This window comes from Halanaerobium polyolivorans (assembly GCF_020711195.1).
Lineage (GTDB): Bacteria > Bacillota > Halanaerobiia > Halanaerobiales > Halanaerobiaceae > Halanaerobium > Halanaerobium polyolivorans.
On record NZ_JAJFAT010000005.1, the window covers coordinates 59,395 to 77,640 of the forward strand.

Sequence of the window (18,246 nt, forward strand, 5' to 3'; positions counted from 1 at the left end):
GAAAATCATATTATTTTTTCTTCTTTTTATAAATAAACAAAGCTAATGAGACCACGATTATTATACTTAGAGCAATTATTATTAACTCAGAATAAGATCGTGCTTCAATTTGATTAATTCTGGCACTTGTGTCACGATAATAATCCGGAATCTTAGCATTATCTTCTCCAAAAATTGCAGCATAATTAATTACTGTATCCCAAACTTTAAGTTCTCTATTTTGATAAGCTAAAGTTAAATCAGCTGTATCTGCTAAAGAAACCGGATTCCCAGCTTCAGTTTTAGCTTCAAATTCTATATGAGGTAATAGTTCTTCCACTAAAGGCAGAAATGAAAAAACATAAGCATCTGTTACAAGATGATAAAGTTTTTCTTCGTTTTTTTCTAAAGTTTCATAAGCTTCTGGATCATTAAGGGGCTGTATTCCTTCTCCCGTAAATATTTCAATATTTTTTACTGCTCTAGTAGTAGGTATTGGAATATCTAAAAATGGTACTTTAAATAATACAGCATCATCAATATTATAATCATAACGCAGACCAGAAAAATGCAAAAAGTAATGGGGTTCCATTAATTCTTCTAATAAAACAGCCACTTCTAAAAGATGAGCAACTTCTTCTCCTGTAAAATAAACCGAGATAATTGGATAGCCAGGATAACCGTCATATCCTTCACCAAGAGAAACAACATTGGCCAGATTATAAAAACTAATTCCCCCCTCTTGATCAGGAACTATCGGCTGCCGGATATTTCCACTACCGATTAAAGCTATATCTACTTTTTTATCAGTACTCTGTTCAGTAATTATTCTCATTGCATCAGTCACAAAATTACCCAGAGGTGTTTCAGATCTTGGAGGCTGATTTACTAGCTTAAAATCTGAATAACTAATAATCTCTTCAATATCTTGATAATTATTTCTAGTCATCTCAGCTATGAGCTCATTGAGATGAGCTGTGTATTCAGAAACAACTTCTGCAATCTCTTCATCTTCTTCAACCCCATCATCTAGAGTGATTAAAAATTCGTTATTCTTTTCTTGATTGATAATTTTCAATTCCTGATTATCAGGATAGTAAGCTAAGTTAAGTTGACCTAAATATTTCAAATAAGAATCAGCCTGAACAATAATGGTGTTTTCTTCAATTATGGGTTCAAAAAGGGCAGTATGATCATGTCCACCGACAATTATGTCAATTCCCTCCACTTGTTTTGCTAATTCTCGATCTTCTGCTACCCCTGAATGAGTTATTGCAATAATTAATTCTGCATCTTTTTCTTTCAATTCTGCAATCTTATTCCTAGCTGTTTGATGTTGATCCAAAAATTTCATATCTCCTTTTTCTGCGATAACATCCACGGCATCTTTACCAATCAAGCTGAAAAACCCAATTTTCAATCCTGCTTCTAATTCTATTATATGAGTATCTTGATATAAATTATCTGTACTTAGAACATGATCAACCGGTGCTTCTAAGTTAGAAGCTAAAATCTTAGTCTGCTCATGAGCTGCAGGATAACCGGCCTCTTTAAGATAATCAGCCAGTAAGTCAGGGCCATAATCAAATTCATGGTTTCCAATAACAGCAATATCATATTCTAGCTGCTGAAGTATTTTTAATTCCGGTGCATAACCCCGGGTATTAAGCCAGGAAAATATTGAACCACCTATAAAATCTCCAGCATTTAGAACTAATAATTCTTCACCTTGCGCTTCTTTTCGCGCTCGAATTGCTTTTATTTGAGCTGCCAGACGGGCAAAACCGCCTAATTTAGAATCAGTACCCTCTTGATTATCAGAGGCACTATAACTATCTCCTGCAAAATGAGGGATTAAAGCTGAATGCTCATCATTTGTGTGTAAAATAGTAAAATTGATCTCTTCTCCCTGTTCAGCTTTTAGTTCAAAAGTTAAAGAGAAAAGAAAAAATGCTGCAGCCAAAAAAATTATTAGAACTGTTATAAAAGATTTGCCATAACTTATTCTTTTTAGCATTGCTAAATCAGAGCTCCTCTCAAGCTGACTACAAGCTGACTATTAGCTAAAACTTTTAATACAAAGAGATCTTTAGTTCAATTACTTTCTTGCTAAAAAAGAATTCTTAAAATATTTGCTCCTGCAACAGTAGTTCCAATAACACTACCCAGATTTGCTAATATAACAATTAAAAGTATTTTTGTTACTTTATTTGTCCAAATAGTCTTCACGGTTATACCTTCAGAAAGACTTTGGAAATCTTTAACCTGAGGCTTTCTTAAATAAGCTTCCATTAAGCCCGCAAACCAACCAGCAGCTAAAGCAGGATTCAATGAACTAAGCGGAGCAACTAAAAAAGCTGTTAAGATTGTAATAATATGACCTCTAGCAATAATTACCCCTAGTGCAGAAAGGGAACCATTCCAGATTATCCAGGTTTTAGAAACCTCTATCCCGGTCTGAACATTATTAAAAAATGAATAGACTATTAATAAAGCAAAAAGTAGTGGAATCCCCCAGGAAAATATTTTTGTCCATTTTATTTCTGGAGGTATTTTATTCAATTTCTTAAGGTCTTGTTTGTTATACAGTTCTTTTTTCACCCCGGGAAGATGAGCTGCACCAAGAACAGCAACAACTTTATCACCAGGTGCATTTTTAATTTTATGAGATAAATATTGATCTCTTTCATCCAATAAATAACGTTTAATGCCAGGGAAATTTTCTCCCATTTCTGCAAGAATAATATTTAAAGAATCATTAGATTTTAAAGCTTCCAATTCTTCTTCACTAATATCCTCGTCAACAAAAAGCATAGTAATAATTTGAAAAACTAATTTCATTTTCTCAAAAAAGCCAAGCCCTCTCCATACTCTTTTAAAAGTTATTTGAATATTTCTATCAGCAAGGACCAATTCTGCTCCGCTTGCTTGAGCTGATTCTACAGCCTGCATCATTTCCTGGCCAGCCTTAATACCTAATTTTTCTGCCATTCTACTTTGAAAAGAACTAATTATTAAATTTACCAGCAGTAATAAAGATTTTTTTTCTTTAATTACTTGAAATATATCCATCTCACTCCATTTATCTTCTTTATCAATAGAATTAAATCTCTGCTGGTCTAATTCAACACAAACACTGTCTGGCTTTTCTTCTTCAATTACTTCTTTAACCTGTTCTGCACTTCGCTTAGAAATATGTGCAGTTGGGATTAAAATTATTTCTTTATTATCAATTATTAACCTCTCGACATTATTATCATTCACAAAAAGCAACTCCTTCTATTATTAAAAATTATATAATTTTTGGCGTATAAATTATTATATCATAAATTTAAGATTTATTAATTCTAAATAGCAAATAATATTAATTTTTTATAAAAAAATATGTTCTGCCTTTTCAAACATATCAAAAATTAAAATTTTATAGAATTGAAAAAAGCGGTCTGACTCTAGAAAAAATAGAGCTCAGACCGCTTAGATAATTTAATATTCTTTTAAGTTAATTCTGATGGATTAAATTAATTGCTTTTTCAAATATAATTCTCTCTTAGATCTCTTCCTGCATCTGTTTAAAGCTAACTGCATCACATGGATCAGCAAACAATTCTTTTAATTCATCATCTACCTTAGTTAATGTTATTGAATAACCTGCCATCTCTTGGGAAGTAAAGAATTCACCAATATAATTTTTGGCTATATCAATACCTTTATCTTCTAACATGTTATATACCTTACGATAAGAAATATACATTTCTAGAGGTGAGGTAGCTCCTAAACCATTAATTAATACTACTACTTCATCACCTTCTTGATAAGGTAAGTCTTCTAAAACTATGTTAAGCAATTCTTCAGTAATCTCATCATTGGTTGTCATCTCAGCTTTTCTGATGCCTGGTTCACCATGATGGCCAACTCCAATTTCCATTTCACCTTCATCAAGTTCAAAACTTGGCTCTCCATTTGTTGGCATTATACAAGGCTTGTGTGCAACTCCCATACTTCTAGTATTATATAAAGCTTGATCAGCAAGTTCTTTCATTTCAGATAATGAATAGCCTCTTTCAGCCATGGCACCAGCCAATTTCCAAATAATAACTTCACCGGCTACTCCTCTTCTGTTTTCCATTTTATCCTTTGGTGCAGAAGCAACATCATCATTGATAATAACTGTATCAACTTCTATACCTTCTTCTTCAGCCATTTCTGCCGCCATTTCAAAATTCATAATATCTCCGGTAAAGTTACCAATACAACATAGAACACCTTTACCACCATCAGCAGCTTTGATCGCTTCATAAATATGATCTACAGATGGAGAAGAAAAGATATCTCCTACTGCAACTGAATCTAAGCATCCTTCACCAATATAGCCCATAAAAGCTGGCAAATGACCTGAGCCACCACCAGAAACAACTCCTACCTTGCCTTCAATAGGTGCTTCTTTTTTAGCCACAGCTCTTTTTGAAACCTGTTTGATTTTCTTTTCATGTGATTTAACAAAACCATCGATCATTTCTTCAATCAAATCATCTGGATCATTTAAATATTTTTCATAATTAGGATTAGCCATAATAATTTTCCCCCTTTAATTGAATTAATGATAATTATTTATACTTTTTAAAAAAATATTTAAAAATTTAAGTCAGAAAATTGTATTAATTCTAAACAAAAAACATATTTTCATTTCAATTAAATAATAACACATAAAAATAGCAAAAGCAAGAATAAACTGTTATTTTTCTTTATTTGTTTTTATATTTTTTTATTTTTGGTTTTGACTCCCCACGGAGCAAGTCTACTAGCTTTGCAAGTAGACTTTAGCTCCTAATCTCGTAATCATTTTTGAAATTTCCCTTAAAGTAGAGGACTGTAATTACTATTATCTTTACTATCATTTAAAAATCTTCTGGCAGCATTACTTAGCAGCTTAATCCCTAAAGCAATTTCTTGCTCATTAACAGCCGCGAAGCTCAATCTAAAATATGGTGATGGTTTTTGATCGATGCTAAATAAATTGCCAGGTGAAAAGACAACCCCTCTATCAACAGCAGTTTCATAAAAAGCATTACTATTTTTAACTTCAGGTAATTTAAGCCAAAAATAGAGACCACCATTAGGCCTATAGCTTAATTCAATTAAATCTGTAAGTTTATTTTCAATTTCTGAAGCCATTATTTCAAAACGTTTTTTAAATAATTCTCTTTTTAAATGGATATGTTTTTTAAATAAACCTTCTCTTAAATAATAATCAAAGGCACGCTGAGTAAGACCCGCACTGGAAATATCAGTTGCATATTTAGTTTCAAGTATTTCAGTCAATAAATTTTCGGGTAAAATAATAAAGGCTAACCTTAAACCAGGCATAAAAACCTTGGAAAAACTTTTAATATATATAACTCTATCTTTTTTATCAAAGCTCTTTAAGGAATCAACTTTATTTGTTGAATAATATAATTCAGACAAAAGGTCATCTTCAATAATATAAAAATTATATTTATCAGCAAGTTCTAATAAACGCAGCTGCTTATCTTTACTCCAATTAATTCCAGTTGGATTATGAAAATTTTGCATTGTAAATAAAAATTTAATTTTATTATTTTTCAAATAATCTTCAAACTTATCTAAATTAAGACCATCTTTATGCATTTCAATAGCTTTTATATTAGCTCGCCTTGATCGAAAAGCCTGTAATGCACCAAAATAAGTAGGGTCTTCTACCACTACTTTATCACCATATTCTATTAAAGTCTTAGCCATGATGTCAATAGCCTGTTGAGCACCCGAAACGATCTGAATTTGTTTTAAGTCTGTATTAATTCCATCCTCTTTAAAATATCCTCTAATTGAATTGCGTAGACCTAAATAGCCCTGACTTTTTTGATAAGTAAAAGCTTCTCCCTGATCACGATCTAAAACCTGATTAATTGCATATTTAAAGTCAGCTACTGGAAAAAGATCTGTACTTGGTACTGCACTAGCAAAATTAATATTTTCTGATAAATCTATCTGCCCATGTTTTAACATAGATTTATTTTTTTCTGAAATAGAACTTTGCTCAGAATATTTTGGTGCCACAAAACTACCCCTACCTACCTTTTTATATATCAACCCCTCTTCCTCCAAAATATTATAAGCACGAGCAACTGTTGCTGGATTGACATTTAAATCTTCAGCTAACTTTCTTATTGGTGGTAGTTTATCATCACTTTTTAGTTCATTTTTGATCTGCTCTTTTAAAAGCTGAAAAATTTGTAAATAAAGAGCTTTACTATTTTCCTTATTTAGATTCATTGCAAAGATATTAATCACCCCTATAATTGTATTATTACAATCTTAAATTTAATTAATTTTGTATTGAGTATTGACATATTGTATTATAATATTTATAATTGTATTAATTAAAATATATTTTTATACTTTATATTAGTATTGTATCATTACAATATATTTAAATCAATTAAAATGAGGAGTGTTTTGTTATGGAAAATACCTATAGGCTTAATAAAAATTTAGCTCAAATGTTAAAAGGCGGAGTTATAATGGATGTTACAAACAGTGAGGAGGCTAAAATTGCTGAAAATGCAGGTGCTGTTGCGGTGATGGCCTTAGAAAAAGTTCCATCTGATATCAGACAAGATGGTGGTATTGCTAGAATGTCAGATCCAAAAATGATTAAAGAAATAGTAAGTTCTGTATCTATTCCTGTAATGGCTAAAGTTAGAATTGGTCACTTAGTTGAAGCACAAATTTTAGAAGCACTTGCTATTGATTTTATTGATGAAAGTGAAGTCCTTACTCCAGCTGATGAAAAATATCATATTGACAAAGATAAATTTAAAATCCCCTTTGTTTGTGGGGCTAGAAATTTAGGAGAAGCTCTAAGAAGAATTGGTGAAGGAGCAGCAATGATTAGAACAAAAGGTGAAGCTGGTACTGGTAATGTAGTAGAAGCAGTTCGTCATATTAGAACAATTATTAGAGAAATAAAAGAACTATCATTAATGGAAAGTGAAGAATTAATGACAGCAGCTAAAGAAATGGGAGCTCCCTATGATTTAATTAAATATGTAAATGAAAATAGAAAATTACCGGTCGTTAATTTTGCTGCAGGTGGAATAGCTACTCCAGCTGATGCAGCATTAATGATGCAGCTAGGCTGTGATGGTATTTTTGTTGGTTCAGGAATCTTCCGCTCCGGCAATCCAGAAAAAAGAGCAGAAGCTATTGTTGAAGCAGTTACTCATTATCAAGATCCAAAAATATTAGCCAGTATTTCAGAGGATTTAGGTAAGGCAATGTCTGGACTTGATATAAAAGGTTTAACCGAAGAGGAAAAAATGTCACACAGGGGTTGGTAATTTTGACTATAGAAATCGGTGTTTTAGCTACTTCTTTTCATCCTGAATTAACTAATGATTTAAGTGTCCATAAATATTTTGTCAAAAAATTACTTAAATAATTAGCTAAGATCTACCGATATTATCTTGCTTGTTATTTTTATTCAGATAATATATAATTTTAAATGAATTATATATTATATAAAGGTGGCTAAAAATGAAATTAATCCAAAAAAATAACAGAATAAAAAACTTCGTTTTTAATAAAATTAGTATGAGTTGGGCTGAAGATAAATTCAAAAGAATAAATCGTTTTTTAAATAAAGATGAAAAGATCCTTGATTTGGGAGCAGGTAAATGTGCACTTAGCCTGCTCTTAAAAGAGGAAGGCTATAATGTCACTCCTGTAGATGTTAAGGATTTAAGTTTAACTGATCAAATTAAACCCTTGATCTATGACGGGAAAAATCTTCCTTTTGCTGATAACAGTTTTGATACAGTATTATTGTTGACTGTTCTCCATCATATACCTAAACCAGAAATTGTCTTAAAAGAAGCTCTCAGGGTCTCTGAAAAATTAATAATAATTGAAGATGTTTATACAAATCCACTGCAAAAGTATTTAACTTATTATACTGATAGCTTATTTAATTTCGAATTTATTGGCCATCCCCACAGCAATAAAACAGATAAAGAATGGCAAGAAACATTTACAAATTTAAATCTCAATTTACTTTATACTGATAAAGAAAATGTTTTGAAATTTTATACTCAAGCTTTATATTACCTGCAAAAAGCTGATTAAAAATACTATTATAGAGCCATAAACCAAATGTTTTCGAATTTAACCGAGAGATTACATTCTTCATTTAAAATATTATGGTCTTCTATAAAGGTAGAGGCAACCAATTCATGACCATTTTTAAGTTTAAATCTGTAATTGAGTTTTCCTCCTATAAATTTTCTCTCAATAATTTCGGCTTTTAAATTGATTCCATTTTTTACTTTGCTATTTATTTCAATGTTTTCAGGTCTTATCATGGCTGTATTTATCTCATTCTTATTGAGCTCATTAAACTGATTTTTTAAAGGTATTTTTGTAGAATTAAAGTAAAAAGATCCTTTTTCAATCCTACCCTTAATATAATTTGCAGTCCCAAAAAAATCAGCTACAAACTTATTGACTGGCTTTTTGTAAATCTCTTCTCCACTTCCGTACTGCTCAACTTTTCCTTTATTCATTATAGCTATTTTATCTGATAAAAGCATTGCTTCTTCATGGTCATGGGTTACAAAAATTGTTGTCATGTCATTCTTATTATGCAGTTCCAAAATTAAATTCTGCATATCTTCTCTCAAATTATAATCTAGATTTGATAGTGGTTCATCTAATAAAAGAACCTCGGGATCAATAGCTAAAGCTCTGGCTAAAGAAACACGCTGTTTTTGCCCCCCGGATATTTCATGAGGGTAATAATGGCTGTAACCGGGCAGATCAACCATCTCCAATAAACTTTCTGCCTTTGCTTCTCTTTTTGCTTTAGACACCCCTCTCATTTTTAAACCAAAAGCAATATTATCTCTAACTGTCATGTGGGGAAATAGTAAATAATCCTGAAAAACTAATACAGAGGATCTTTTTTCTACCTTGGTATTTAATACACTCTTTTCTCCAAATAAAATATCACCTTGATCAGGTCCCAAAAGACCAGCAATTAATTTCAAAGTGGTAGTTTTACCACAACCAGAAGGCCCCAATAAAGCGACAAGTTCTCCTGCTTCTACATTTAAATTAATTTTATCTAAAATTAAATCATTATCAAATTTTTTGCTTATATTTACTAGTTCTATTTTTTTCATGCTTATTTCTCCTGTTGATTTCAATTTATAATTGAAGGTATTCTTTGGATAATTCTTTATTTTTAAATATCCGTTCTATTATTATAGTGAAAGCTAAAGCAGCTAATATAAAGACCCAACTATATACTGCAGCTAAGGGTCTATTTCCGGTTTCTATTAATGGAAACAAAATCATTGGAAAAGTTACTACTCTCCCACCACCCATTAAAAAGGTTAAGAAATATTGGCTAAAAGATACTATAAAAACCATGGTTCCAGCCGATAAAATTCCTGATTTAATTAAAGGTAAGGTAATATAAAAAAATCTCTGCCAGCTGTTAGCACCTAAAACTCTAGCCTGTTCTTCTATTTTATCACCTAATACAGCAAAAACATCAGTCAAAATTTTGATTGAATAAGGAATGGTCGGAATTAAGTGAACCAGAATTACACCTATTACCCTCCCAGCTAAACCCAATCTTATAAAATTAATGTGGATACCCATAGTCACAGCTAAAGGTGGTATAATAATCGGTGCTAAAACCAGGCTATTAATAATCTTTTTTCCTTTAAAGTTATATAGTCCTAAAGCTTTACCTGCTGGTATGCTGATACATAAAGCTAAAAAAGTAACTGCTAAAGAAATGAAAAAACTTAAAGATAAAGCTGCTAAGGCACCACTGCTAGGATTAAAAAAATATCTCCATGAATCTAAACTAAATTCTTCAGGTAGTAAATAAGGCCAGGGCCATCTTCTTGCAAATGACCAAATCAAGAGATAAAGCAATGGCAAAATCATGATTAATATTATTGAATATAATAAAAATCGCCTTAATTTGTGATTCTGAATTATTTTTGTGATTTTTTCACTATTTCTTTGGGACATCTTAATACTCCAGTCCTTAAATTTTATTTAAAATTCTTTTGGCTTCCATTAATCTTTGACCAGCAGTAAAAGTTATAGCTGCTGCAAACAAAAGAGTTATGATAAGTAATTGCGAAGGGAATAAAATCATAAGAGTTAAAAAAATGAATCCCTCTGTTCTTTCGGCAAAACCTGCCTGATAATAAAATGATTTGATACCTTTTCTTTTTGATACACTCCCAACTGTTAAAAAAACCGTCATCGATAAAATTATACTTCCTAACAGTAGTATCATTGCAAAGTTAGCAGCTGGATAATTTAATGCTAAGGCAATTACCATTACTACTTCTACAATTCTATCAAAAGTTATATCTAAAACTGTTCCCCAGGCACTTGCATTGTCATTTTTGCGAGCAATTGCACCATCAACAGAATCTAAAAAACCTGAAAACCACAAAAATATAACACCCAGCAACAAAACATTGAAATAAACTAAAACAGCTGCTAAAAAACCAAAAATAAAAGCTAGCCAACTTACCTGATTTGCAGTCAAATTAAAAGTAATTAAAAGATCAGCAGTCTTATTAATAGCTGGATCTAAAAATTTGCGTCCTTTTGAATCAATCATTTTTACACCTCATATTTATAGCTTTGATATTTTAATTAATTTTTTATAGATAAGCATTAATACAAATGAAATTGCAGCTAAAGTTACTGCTATTACCATGGCATATGGTCTTTGACTTAGATCTAAACTATTATATCTTTGAAATGCCAGAACCGGCAGAGCTCGGGGGAAAGTCGGCCCTAATAAATATGGTACTTCATAAGCACCAAAGGAAAAGGCAAATATTATTACAAATGCAGAGGATATACTTGGTAAGGAAATTGGAAAATAAATATTCCAAAATATCTGCCATCCATTAGCTCCCAAATTAGATGCTACTTCTTCCCAGGAAGTGTTAATGTTTTTTAATACTGTTAAAACTACCAGAGTTACAAAAGGCAGTTGTTTCCAAAAATAAGTCAAAATAATGCCAATCCCATTATTATCAAAAACCATTTTGGGGAAAAGATTCATATTATCAATAATATTTAAGTTGTAGAGTATTCTTGACAATATTCCACTTTGAGAAAAAATCAAAAAAACCATTAAAGTAGCTGCTAAATATGGTACAATAATCGGCAATTTGTAAATTGCCGAAATAAAAGAATTATCATCAGCTAATTTTAGTAATTGATAAGCAAGAAAAACACCTAAAATTACAGATAATAAGGAAGATAATAAAGAAATATAGATACTAAACCTCAGCGCTGCCAAAAATTGGGCATCTGTCAAAACCTCGACAAAATAATTCAAAGTAAATTCTTCTAGTCCAATTAGTGGAAAGTAACCTAAACTTTGTGCTATAGCACTAACTAAACCTCCCAAAAATAATACAATTAAAACAATTAAAGCTGGCAGCAGTAAGATATATGGTTTTAAAATTTCATATTTATCATCCATCTTTATTATCTCCTATAATCTAATTTGTGAATTTATTTATTGCCCAATTATTTTTTCCCATTCTTCTTCAATTATTGGGATAAATTCAGCAGGCATCTCCGGCAAGCTATGACTATCAAGAACTTCTTGTTCTAATGTTGCCACTCCTAAGTCAATATTATCTACCTGCTGCTGTTCTTCTTCACTTAGTTTTTCATAACTAAACACTGGAAGATCTCCCCACTTTTGTGGATCAAATTTTTCTAACTGTGCTTCAAAACTAGTTAAAAAGTTTGCTCCAACCATTGCTGCAGCTTTATTAGGAGCGTTGAATGGAATAGCTAAAAAATGGGTGTTTGCAATAGTCCCATTTTCCAAAACAAAAGTCCTTACTGTTGCCGGGAAATTGCCTGATTCAATTTCACCTGAAGCTAATACAGTACTATAAGCCATTGTAGCCATTAACTCACCATCTACAAACATATTATTAAGCTGAGCTGTAGTAGCTGGATATGTCTCCCCTTCTCTCCACAAATAGGGTTTTAAATCTCTTAAATACTCCATGGCAGGTCTTATTTTTTCTCTTAATTCACTTTCACTTTCAATATTTTGATATTGTTCATGGCCACCAGTAACTTCATAAATAATATGTCTTAAAAACACACTACCTGTAAAATTAGGGGGGGCTGGATAAGTGAACTGACCTGGATTATCTTTAATCCAATTTTCAAATTCTGCAAAAGTATAAGGTGGATTTTCTGTTCTAGCCTTATCATAAATAAATGTAAATTGAGCTTTACCCCATGGTATTTCATAGCCATCAGTTGGATAACCAAAATCTCTAGTTATTTCATAAGAATCAGTATCCATGTACTTATGATAATTTGGAATTTGATCTACAAAAGGACCAAATAAAAGATCATTATTCATAGCAGTTATAAAGTTCTCGCCATTGATCCACAGCAAATCTATACTTCCTGGGTCTCGATCAGCCTGTTTTTCAGCAAGTAGTTGGTTTAAATAATCATTTGGACCCATTGGAACTCTATTTAATTCTATATCATAAAGTTCTTTTAATCTTTGCGCTGCATAATTATCTACCCACTGATTAATTCTTTCATCTCCACCCCACATATAAAAATTTAATTCCTGGCCTTGAGCTAGCTCTTCTATACTTTCCCAATCACTATCTAATAAATTTATTTCCTCTTGAGCACTATCCCCACCACAAGCACTTAAAATAAAAGTAGATATAATTAAAACAAAGAGCAAGATTAACATCTTCTTTTTATTCATAATAATTTTCTCCTTTAGTATAAAAAACACATTAATAGGACTATATATAAGTTCAATAGTCCCATTAATGTTTTTATACAATATTTTTATTTTACTAAAATAAATCAATTATTATTTTTTACTTAGTTTTATTTTCATTTGCCTCTACTTCTACATCCTCAACCATATCAGACTTGTTAAGGAATTTAGGAATTAATGATATCAATACAATTAATACACCAGCAATAGCAATATACATTAATATCTGCATAGGACTTTCTCCTCTAGCCAGTGCAGAAGCCATTAAAATATACGCGGTTGTACCTGGTATCATAGTAACCCAGGAAACAAAGAAATATAGTGGTAAACTGATATCTGTTAAACCATAAACATAGTTCTGAAGATTAAATGGAAAGACAGGTACTGATCTTGTTAAAAGCAGCATTCTCCAACCATTTTTTCTTACTCCATCATCTATCTTTTTCACATGTTCATTTTTTTCTTTCCAACCCTCAACTAAATCTCTAGCTGCATAACGACCAATCAAAAATGCAGCTGTTGCTCCAAGGGTTGAACCTAATGAAGCATAAATAATTGCAGGTAGTGGTTCAAATACAAGCCCACCTAAAATTGCAACTGGTAGTCCTGGTAAAAAGAATATACAGGCTGCTATCCACAGTCCTATATAAATTAATGGAGCCATTACTCCAAAGCCCTGTACCCAATCCTGCAATAAATTAAGATTGTCACGACTAATATAGTCTGCTAAACCAAAATAATGGATTACAAAAGCTGCTACAGCTACTACAGCTACAGTAATTATAAGTTTCTTCTTGTTTTTCTTCTTTTCTTCTGCCATTTCTTTAAATTTCCCCCTTTAGGATAATACTTCTTGAATTTTCTTCTTAGTTTTATAGCGATTTACCCAACTAGCTACCGAACCTTCTAAATCAGGAAAATCAGATTCAGAAGTCCATACATCCCCAAATATCAAATCTAAAATATGGACTGCTTTTTTACCGCCTTTATACATTGAAGCTCTACAAGCAGCACAATAAGTTACCAAATAGTCAGTTTCAAATTCATCTGTCCTTTTTTCCATGATTTGTTGAGCTAAATCTGGATTTGCCGGAACAACCATTCCTCCAAAACCACAGCACCTGGTGTCTCCCTTAGTGTGAGGTGGTTCTTCTGTATTATATCCAAGCTGCTCAATAATCCAACGAATACCTTCATGAATATCATCTCTATCTCTTGTAGAACAAGAGTCATGAACACCAAATGTTATATCACTATCTTTCGCCTTACCTACAGTTCCTTCTGGCATACCGATTTCAGGCATTAGAGCCCAAAGAGAACGAACATTCTGTTCTGGACTACTAGCAGACATTGTTAAATAACATGACTGACAGGCAACAATAATTTCATCAGCACCTAATGCATCAATTTCTTTTTGTAAGCCTGCATAACGTTCTTTGAACTCATCATATTGGCCTAATGCTTTAGTTGGTTTACCACAGCATTTTAAAATTGCACCAGTACCAGGTAATTTATTTTTTAGATATTTTATTGTTTTTTCTACTAATTCAGGATTATATGAAGATAAACTACAACCTGGAATAAATACCCTTTTTGTTTTAGTTTTTGCTTTCATTATTTAGAGTCCTCCTCTTTATCAGAAGCCGGTTGACTAGTTGTAAAGAATTTAGAAAATCCTAATCTTTGATGCCATTTAATAGCCTTATGGCCTTTAATAGGTGATTCACCATTATTTTCTTTAACGGCCAGTTTTCTTAAATCCATAAAACGATCTTTTAGCTCAAATTCCTTAGGACAAACCAAAGTACATTGACTACACATATTACAAGAATAATATACTAAAGGATCTATTCCTACATCCTTAACTTCCTGGAATAAAGCTTTTGGTGAGTCACAATATTTTTCTAACATCAAACAGTCTTTAATACATTCTTTACATTCACACTCTAAACAACGGAGTGCTTCACCTTTAGCCTCAGCAATATTAAATCCTAATTCTACCTCATCAAAATTATTTTTTCTTTCTTCTACATCAATCATGCGCATATCTACTCTGCGTCTGACAGGCTCTTCTGGATCAATTTCTTTTTCTAGCTTGCTCTCATAAGCACCTTCATTTTCGCGATTTTCAAATAAATCTTCGTCTTTTAAATATCTATCAATAGAAATTGCAGCTTTTCTACCATGAGACATTGCTTCAACAGCTAAAAGAGGAGTTCCTTTACAATCTCCACCAACAAAAACATTTTCAGTTTCTGACTGTAGGGTTATCTCATCAGTCTCATTAAGCTCAACATCTTCAGCTTCAACAAAAGAATCTTCTGCTCTCTGTCCTATAGCAAATATTACTGTATCTGCTTCAAGTTCTCTTATAGTTTCTTCACAGTAGGCAGGATTGAAATTACCTTCATTATCAAAAACTTGTTCACATTTTTTGAAGCTAATTCCCTCAACTTTATCTTCACCCATGATCTCTTTTGGTCCCCAACCAGGGTTCATTATTATTCCTTCTTCTTCTGCATCTTCTATTTCCCAGGAGTGAGCAGGTATTTGATTACCACTTTCCAGACATGCAACATTTATTTCTTCTGCTCCTAGTCTCCAGGCAGTCCGGGCAACATCCATTGCAACATTTCCACCACCAATTACTACTATCTTTTTACCCATTTCTACTTCATTACCTAAAGCAGCATCACGTAAAAAGTCAGCACCAATTAATACACCATCTAGATCTGCTCCATCTATAGGTATCATAATACCCTTATGAGCACCTGCTGCAACATAAACTGCATCAAAATCTTCTTTTAGTTGAGCAAATTCAATATCTTTGCCAACTTCGGTATTGAGATGAGTCTCTACACCAAGTTTATCTAAAATACTATATTCATAATCAATAATATCATGAGGTAAACGATAAGCTGGAATACCAAATCTAAGCATTCCTCCTACCTCGGGAAGTTTTTCATAAATACTTACCTGATGTCCTTCTTTTTGTAAATGATAAGCTGCAACTGCTCCTGAAGGACCAGCACCAATAACTGCAACTTTTTTACCGGTTTCTGCTTTACGACTTAAATCCCAGTCTGCAGGATCATCTGCCATATCAGCAGCAAAACGTTTTAAATTCTTAATTGAAAGAGCCTCTTCAAGCTCTCCTCTTTTGCACTCTTCTTCACAAGGGTGAGCACAAACTCTCCCTAAAACACCAGGAAAAATAGTTTTCTCTCTAATAAGTCTAATAGCCTCTTTGTATTTGCCATCTCTTATTAAAGTAATATAACCCTGGACATCAATATCCAATGGACATCTCGCTTGACAATATGGTGGTTCATCTGCCAAACAATCATCAATAACTTCATTCATTTCATTAAGCACTTTTTCTGTTAACTGCACTAAATGACCTCCTTATTAGTGTATGATATACTTTTCACAATTAAAATTAAAAAAATATTATAATCTATATATAATTATAGACCCTGAGTTATACTTTGTCTTTATAATATATATATAAAAAGAAAGTATTTTTTTGTATTTATATACAAAAGATTAATAATTTATTAATTTGATTAATACTTTACTCCCAAAATAGATTCCTAAAATTATAAAGGGAAGATAAAGCCATCCATTTAAAGCTAAAGAGGCCAGTGCAGTGTACAAACCACCAATATTACAGCCAATAGCTATTCGAGCTCCATAACCCATTAACCAACCACCAATCAGGACTGTGATAATTTGTTTTTTGTTCTTAATTTTTTTTAATTTAAACTGTCCTGCTAAAAGAATGGCAATTAAAGCTCCAATAATTATGCCCAAATTTGACCAACTATTATTATCAAGCCACGGTAGATTATATTGGTAGTACTGCCAGGCTTCCCAAGTCTCAACATTGACTCCAAACAAAGATATTATCCAGGCTCCCAATCTTGCAAAGCCACTTGTGATTGACCAAATTTCACCTGAAATAGCAAAATATATAATATTAACAACAGCAAGCAGTACTCCACCAAACCAATAGGGCCAAGGCTTCTTAAATAATATATTCCATGTGCTTACTCTTTTTTCAGTTAGTTTTTGTAATAGTGATTTGCCATTCACCAAAATCCACCTCTTCAGTTTCAACTTCATAGTTTTTTTTGCGAGCCCATTCTGGAATATTAGTCATTGAACAGGTATGATCTAATTCTATAAATAACTTATCACCAATTTTTAATTTATTCATTTCTTTTTCTGTTTTTATTAAAGGAAGAGGACACGGCTCCCCCGTACAATCTAAGTATTTATCCACTTTACATAATTCCTCCTCTTCTACTTAAAATTTATGCTTTTCCCACCAATAGCTGAGCAAATATAATAAAAGCAAAAATATTATTTGTAAAGCTAAAGCATTTCCCCAACCCAAAAGTTGAGGTAAATGAGTGCTTTTTTGACTTCTAATTAATTGATACCAGAAAGAGGCATCATAACTGCCATGTACAGAGCCAGCAATAAAACCAACTATAACTATCCACTGCAATTTGTAACCCTCTCCAAGTCTGATCAGAGTCCCTGAAGCACAACCACCACTTACTGCAGCTCCCAGGCCAAAAATAAAAGCTCCTATAGGGATATGCCATCCTAAGGGAACAAATTTGCCTTCTATCGGCAAACCACCAAGCTGCTGTTGATACTGTATATAGGCAAAGCCAATAGTTATAATAATAGTAGATAATATTAAGGCTCTACTTAGTTTTGTTAATCCGAACAAAAAAGGATCTCTTAATGCAGCAGTAAAACATATTCTAGAACGCTGCAAAATAAAACCAACTATTAGACCAAAAGCCCAGCTTGTAGCGAGATTGATTTCTACACTATTATTTAAATATAAATAAATATAGATAGAAAAAATTATAATAATTAAAGCAAAGATCAGCTGCCAATTACTTTTTTGTCTGAACTCCTGCCGTTTCATTTATTTATTCCCCTCAATATGATAATTAAATTTTTCGCTACTTATAATAAATTTATATATTTTATAAGCAATAGTTAAATTTAATTTATCATCAAAACTATCAAAATCAAGTCCAAGTATTTCTTGAATTTGTTTTATTCTATAACGCATAGTATTAGGATGAATGCTTAATCGCTCAGAAGATATATTAATATCCCCATCTTCTTCTAGGAAAACCTCGAGTGTTTCTAACCATTCATTATCTTTTTCACGAGAGTACTTTATCAATTCATTTAAATATTCATTCGCAAAATTAAACAATTCCTTTTTATCAATATTCCAAAGCAATCTTAAAACTCCAAGTTCTTCATAAAAAACTATATTTTTTTCCTGCTCAGTATTTTCTAAAAAATCGAGTGTATAAATTGCTTTTTTAAAACTATCTGCTATTTCTCTACAGTCTGTAGAATATAAACCTCCAGCAGCCATTATATCAATT

Annotated in this window: 18 protein-coding genes; 2 read left to right on the forward strand and 16 right to left on the reverse strand. The window is 32.0% G+C overall.

All coding sequences use genetic code 11. From position 1 onward, the window contains the following. Positions 1-10 precede the first annotated feature (10 nt). The 4 genes from LJ207_RS04770 to pdxR form a co-directional block, all read right to left on the reverse strand. A complete protein-coding gene (locus LJ207_RS04770) occupies positions 11-1,996 on the reverse strand; it encodes a bifunctional metallophosphatase/5'-nucleotidase (protein ID WP_229344565.1) in 1,986 nt (661 codons plus the stop codon). A gap of 92 nt (positions 1,997-2,088) precedes the next feature. Next, a complete protein-coding gene (locus tag LJ207_RS04775) occupies positions 2,089-3,243 on the reverse strand; it encodes a TraB/GumN family protein (protein WP_229344566.1) in 1,155 nt (384 codons plus the stop codon). Between the two features lie 283 nt (positions 3,244-3,526). After that, a complete protein-coding gene (locus LJ207_RS04780; RefSeq protein ID WP_229344571.1) occupies positions 3,527-4,549 on the reverse strand; it encodes a dihydroxyacetone kinase subunit DhaK in 1,023 nt (340 codons plus the stop codon). Positions 4,550-4,833: 284 nt separating this feature from the next. Next, positions 4,834-6,270 carry a MocR-like pyridoxine biosynthesis transcription factor PdxR gene (gene pdxR / locus LJ207_RS04785; protein ID WP_229344573.1) on the reverse strand — a complete coding sequence of 479 codons (1,437 nt, stop codon included), beginning with the start codon at positions 6,268-6,270 and terminating at the stop codon, positions 4,834-4,836. Between the two features lie 188 nt (positions 6,271-6,458). On the opposite strand from pdxR, the gene pdxS reads away from it, so the two are divergent. Both pdxS and LJ207_RS04800 read left to right on the forward strand, forming a co-directional pair. Continuing rightward, positions 6,459-7,337 carry a pyridoxal 5'-phosphate synthase lyase subunit PdxS gene (gene pdxS / locus LJ207_RS04790; RefSeq protein WP_229344574.1) on the forward strand — a complete coding sequence of 293 codons (879 nt, stop codon included), beginning with the start codon at positions 6,459-6,461 and terminating at the stop codon, positions 7,335-7,337. A 196-nt stretch (positions 7,338-7,533) separates the two neighbouring features. Next, a complete protein-coding gene (locus LJ207_RS04800) occupies positions 7,534-8,121 on the forward strand; it encodes a class I SAM-dependent methyltransferase (protein ID WP_229344578.1) in 588 nt (195 codons plus the stop codon). A gap of 8 nt (positions 8,122-8,129) precedes the next feature. Here LJ207_RS04800 and LJ207_RS04805 read toward each other — a convergent pair whose 3' ends face one another. The 12 genes from LJ207_RS04805 to LJ207_RS04860 form a co-directional block, all read right to left on the reverse strand. Beyond that, positions 8,130-9,176, reverse strand: a complete 1,047-nt coding sequence (locus LJ207_RS04805; protein ID WP_229344579.1) for an ABC transporter ATP-binding protein — start codon at positions 9,174-9,176, stop codon at positions 8,130-8,132. 25 nt (positions 9,177-9,201) lie between these two features. Continuing rightward, positions 9,202-10,041 (reverse strand): ABC transporter permease, encoded by an 840-nt coding sequence (locus LJ207_RS04810; RefSeq protein ID WP_229344581.1) that lies wholly within the window; start codon positions 10,039-10,041, stop codon positions 9,202-9,204. A gap of 16 nt (positions 10,042-10,057) precedes the next feature. Beyond that, entirely contained in the window at positions 10,058-10,648 is a 591-nt protein-coding gene (locus tag LJ207_RS04815) for a CDP-alcohol phosphatidyltransferase family protein (RefSeq protein ID WP_229344583.1), read from the reverse strand. Positions 10,649-10,663: 15 nt separating this feature from the next. Next, positions 10,664-11,527, reverse strand: a complete 864-nt coding sequence (locus tag LJ207_RS04820) for an ABC transporter permease (RefSeq protein ID WP_229344584.1) — start codon at positions 11,525-11,527, stop codon at positions 10,664-10,666. Positions 11,528-11,563: 36 nt separating this feature from the next. Continuing rightward, on the reverse strand, positions 11,564-12,802 hold the full coding sequence (locus LJ207_RS04825) for an ABC transporter substrate-binding protein (RefSeq protein WP_229344586.1): 1,239 nt from the start codon (positions 12,800-12,802) through the stop codon (positions 11,564-11,566). Between the two features lie 118 nt (positions 12,803-12,920). Continuing rightward, complete coding sequence (locus LJ207_RS04830) at positions 12,921-13,640, reverse strand: TVP38/TMEM64 family protein (RefSeq protein ID WP_229344592.1); 720 nt, start codon at positions 13,638-13,640, stop codon at positions 12,921-12,923. A gap of 18 nt (positions 13,641-13,658) precedes the next feature. Beyond that, complete coding sequence (locus LJ207_RS04835) at positions 13,659-14,435, reverse strand: heterodisulfide reductase-related iron-sulfur binding cluster (protein WP_229344598.1); 777 nt, start codon at positions 14,433-14,435, stop codon at positions 13,659-13,661. After that, on the reverse strand, positions 14,435-16,213 hold the full coding sequence (locus LJ207_RS04840) for an FAD-dependent oxidoreductase (RefSeq protein ID WP_229344599.1): 1,779 nt from the start codon (positions 16,211-16,213) through the stop codon (positions 14,435-14,437). Before LJ207_RS04840 ends, LJ207_RS04835 begins: the two co-directional genes overlap by 1 nt. 153 nt (positions 16,214-16,366) lie before the next feature. Continuing rightward, positions 16,367-16,915 carry a YeeE/YedE thiosulfate transporter family protein gene (locus tag LJ207_RS04845; RefSeq protein ID WP_229344605.1) on the reverse strand — a complete coding sequence of 183 codons (549 nt, stop codon included), beginning with the start codon at positions 16,913-16,915 and terminating at the stop codon, positions 16,367-16,369. Then, entirely contained in the window at positions 16,881-17,105 is a 225-nt protein-coding gene (locus LJ207_RS04850) for a sulfurtransferase TusA family protein (protein ID WP_229344607.1), read from the reverse strand. Before LJ207_RS04850 ends, LJ207_RS04845 begins: the two co-directional genes overlap by 35 nt. A 24-nt stretch (positions 17,106-17,129) precedes the next feature. After that, a complete protein-coding gene (locus tag LJ207_RS04855) occupies positions 17,130-17,768 on the reverse strand; it encodes a YeeE/YedE thiosulfate transporter family protein (RefSeq protein ID WP_229344609.1) in 639 nt (212 codons plus the stop codon). Next, a complete protein-coding gene (locus LJ207_RS04860; RefSeq protein ID WP_229344611.1) occupies positions 17,769-18,236 on the reverse strand; it encodes a PucR family transcriptional regulator in 468 nt (155 codons plus the stop codon). Positions 18,237-18,246: the final 10 nt, after the last annotated feature.

Excerpts from the sequence above, each read along its gene's own strand:
- LJ207_RS04770 (WP_229344565.1), bottom strand. The coding sequence starts at position 1,996 with ATGCTAAAAAGAATAAGTTATGGCAAATCTTTTATAACAGTTCTAATA.
- LJ207_RS04805 (WP_229344579.1), bottom strand. The coding sequence starts at position 9,176 with ATGAAAAAAATAGAACTAGTAAATATAAGCAAAAAATTTGATAATGAT.
- LJ207_RS04835 (WP_229344598.1), bottom strand. The coding sequence starts at position 14,435 with ATGAAAGCAAAAACTAAAACAAAAAGGGTATTTATTCCAGGTTGTAGT.
- pdxR (WP_229344573.1), bottom strand. The coding sequence starts at position 6,270 with ATGAATCTAAATAAGGAAAATAGTAAAGCTCTTTATTTACAAATTTTT.
- LJ207_RS04780 (WP_229344571.1), bottom strand. The coding sequence starts at position 4,549 with ATGGCTAATCCTAATTATGAAAAATATTTAAATGATCCAGATGATTTG.
- LJ207_RS04830 (WP_229344592.1), bottom strand. The coding sequence starts at position 13,640 with ATGGCAGAAGAAAAGAAGAAAAACAAGAAGAAACTTATAATTACTGTA.
- LJ207_RS04825 (WP_229344586.1), bottom strand. The coding sequence starts at position 12,802 with ATGAATAAAAAGAAGATGTTAATCTTGCTCTTTGTTTTAATTATATCT.
- LJ207_RS04855 (WP_229344609.1), bottom strand. The coding sequence starts at position 17,768 with ATGAAACGGCAGGAGTTCAGACAAAAAAGTAATTGGCAGCTGATCTTT.
- LJ207_RS04820 (WP_229344584.1), bottom strand. The coding sequence starts at position 11,527 with ATGGATGATAAATATGAAATTTTAAAACCATATATCTTACTGCTGCCA.
- LJ207_RS04860 (WP_229344611.1), bottom strand. The coding sequence starts at position 18,236 with ATGGCTGCTGGAGGTTTATATTCTACAGACTGTAGAGAAATAGCAGAT.
- pdxS (WP_229344574.1), top strand. The coding sequence starts at position 6,459 with ATGGAAAATACCTATAGGCTTAATAAAAATTTAGCTCAAATGTTAAAA.
- LJ207_RS04815 (WP_229344583.1), bottom strand. The coding sequence starts at position 10,648 with ATGATTGATTCAAAAGGACGCAAATTTTTAGATCCAGCTATTAATAAG.
- LJ207_RS04800 (WP_229344578.1), top strand. The coding sequence starts at position 7,534 with ATGAAATTAATCCAAAAAAATAACAGAATAAAAAACTTCGTTTTTAAT.
- LJ207_RS04810 (WP_229344581.1), bottom strand. The coding sequence starts at position 10,041 with ATGTCCCAAAGAAATAGTGAAAAAATCACAAAAATAATTCAGAATCAC.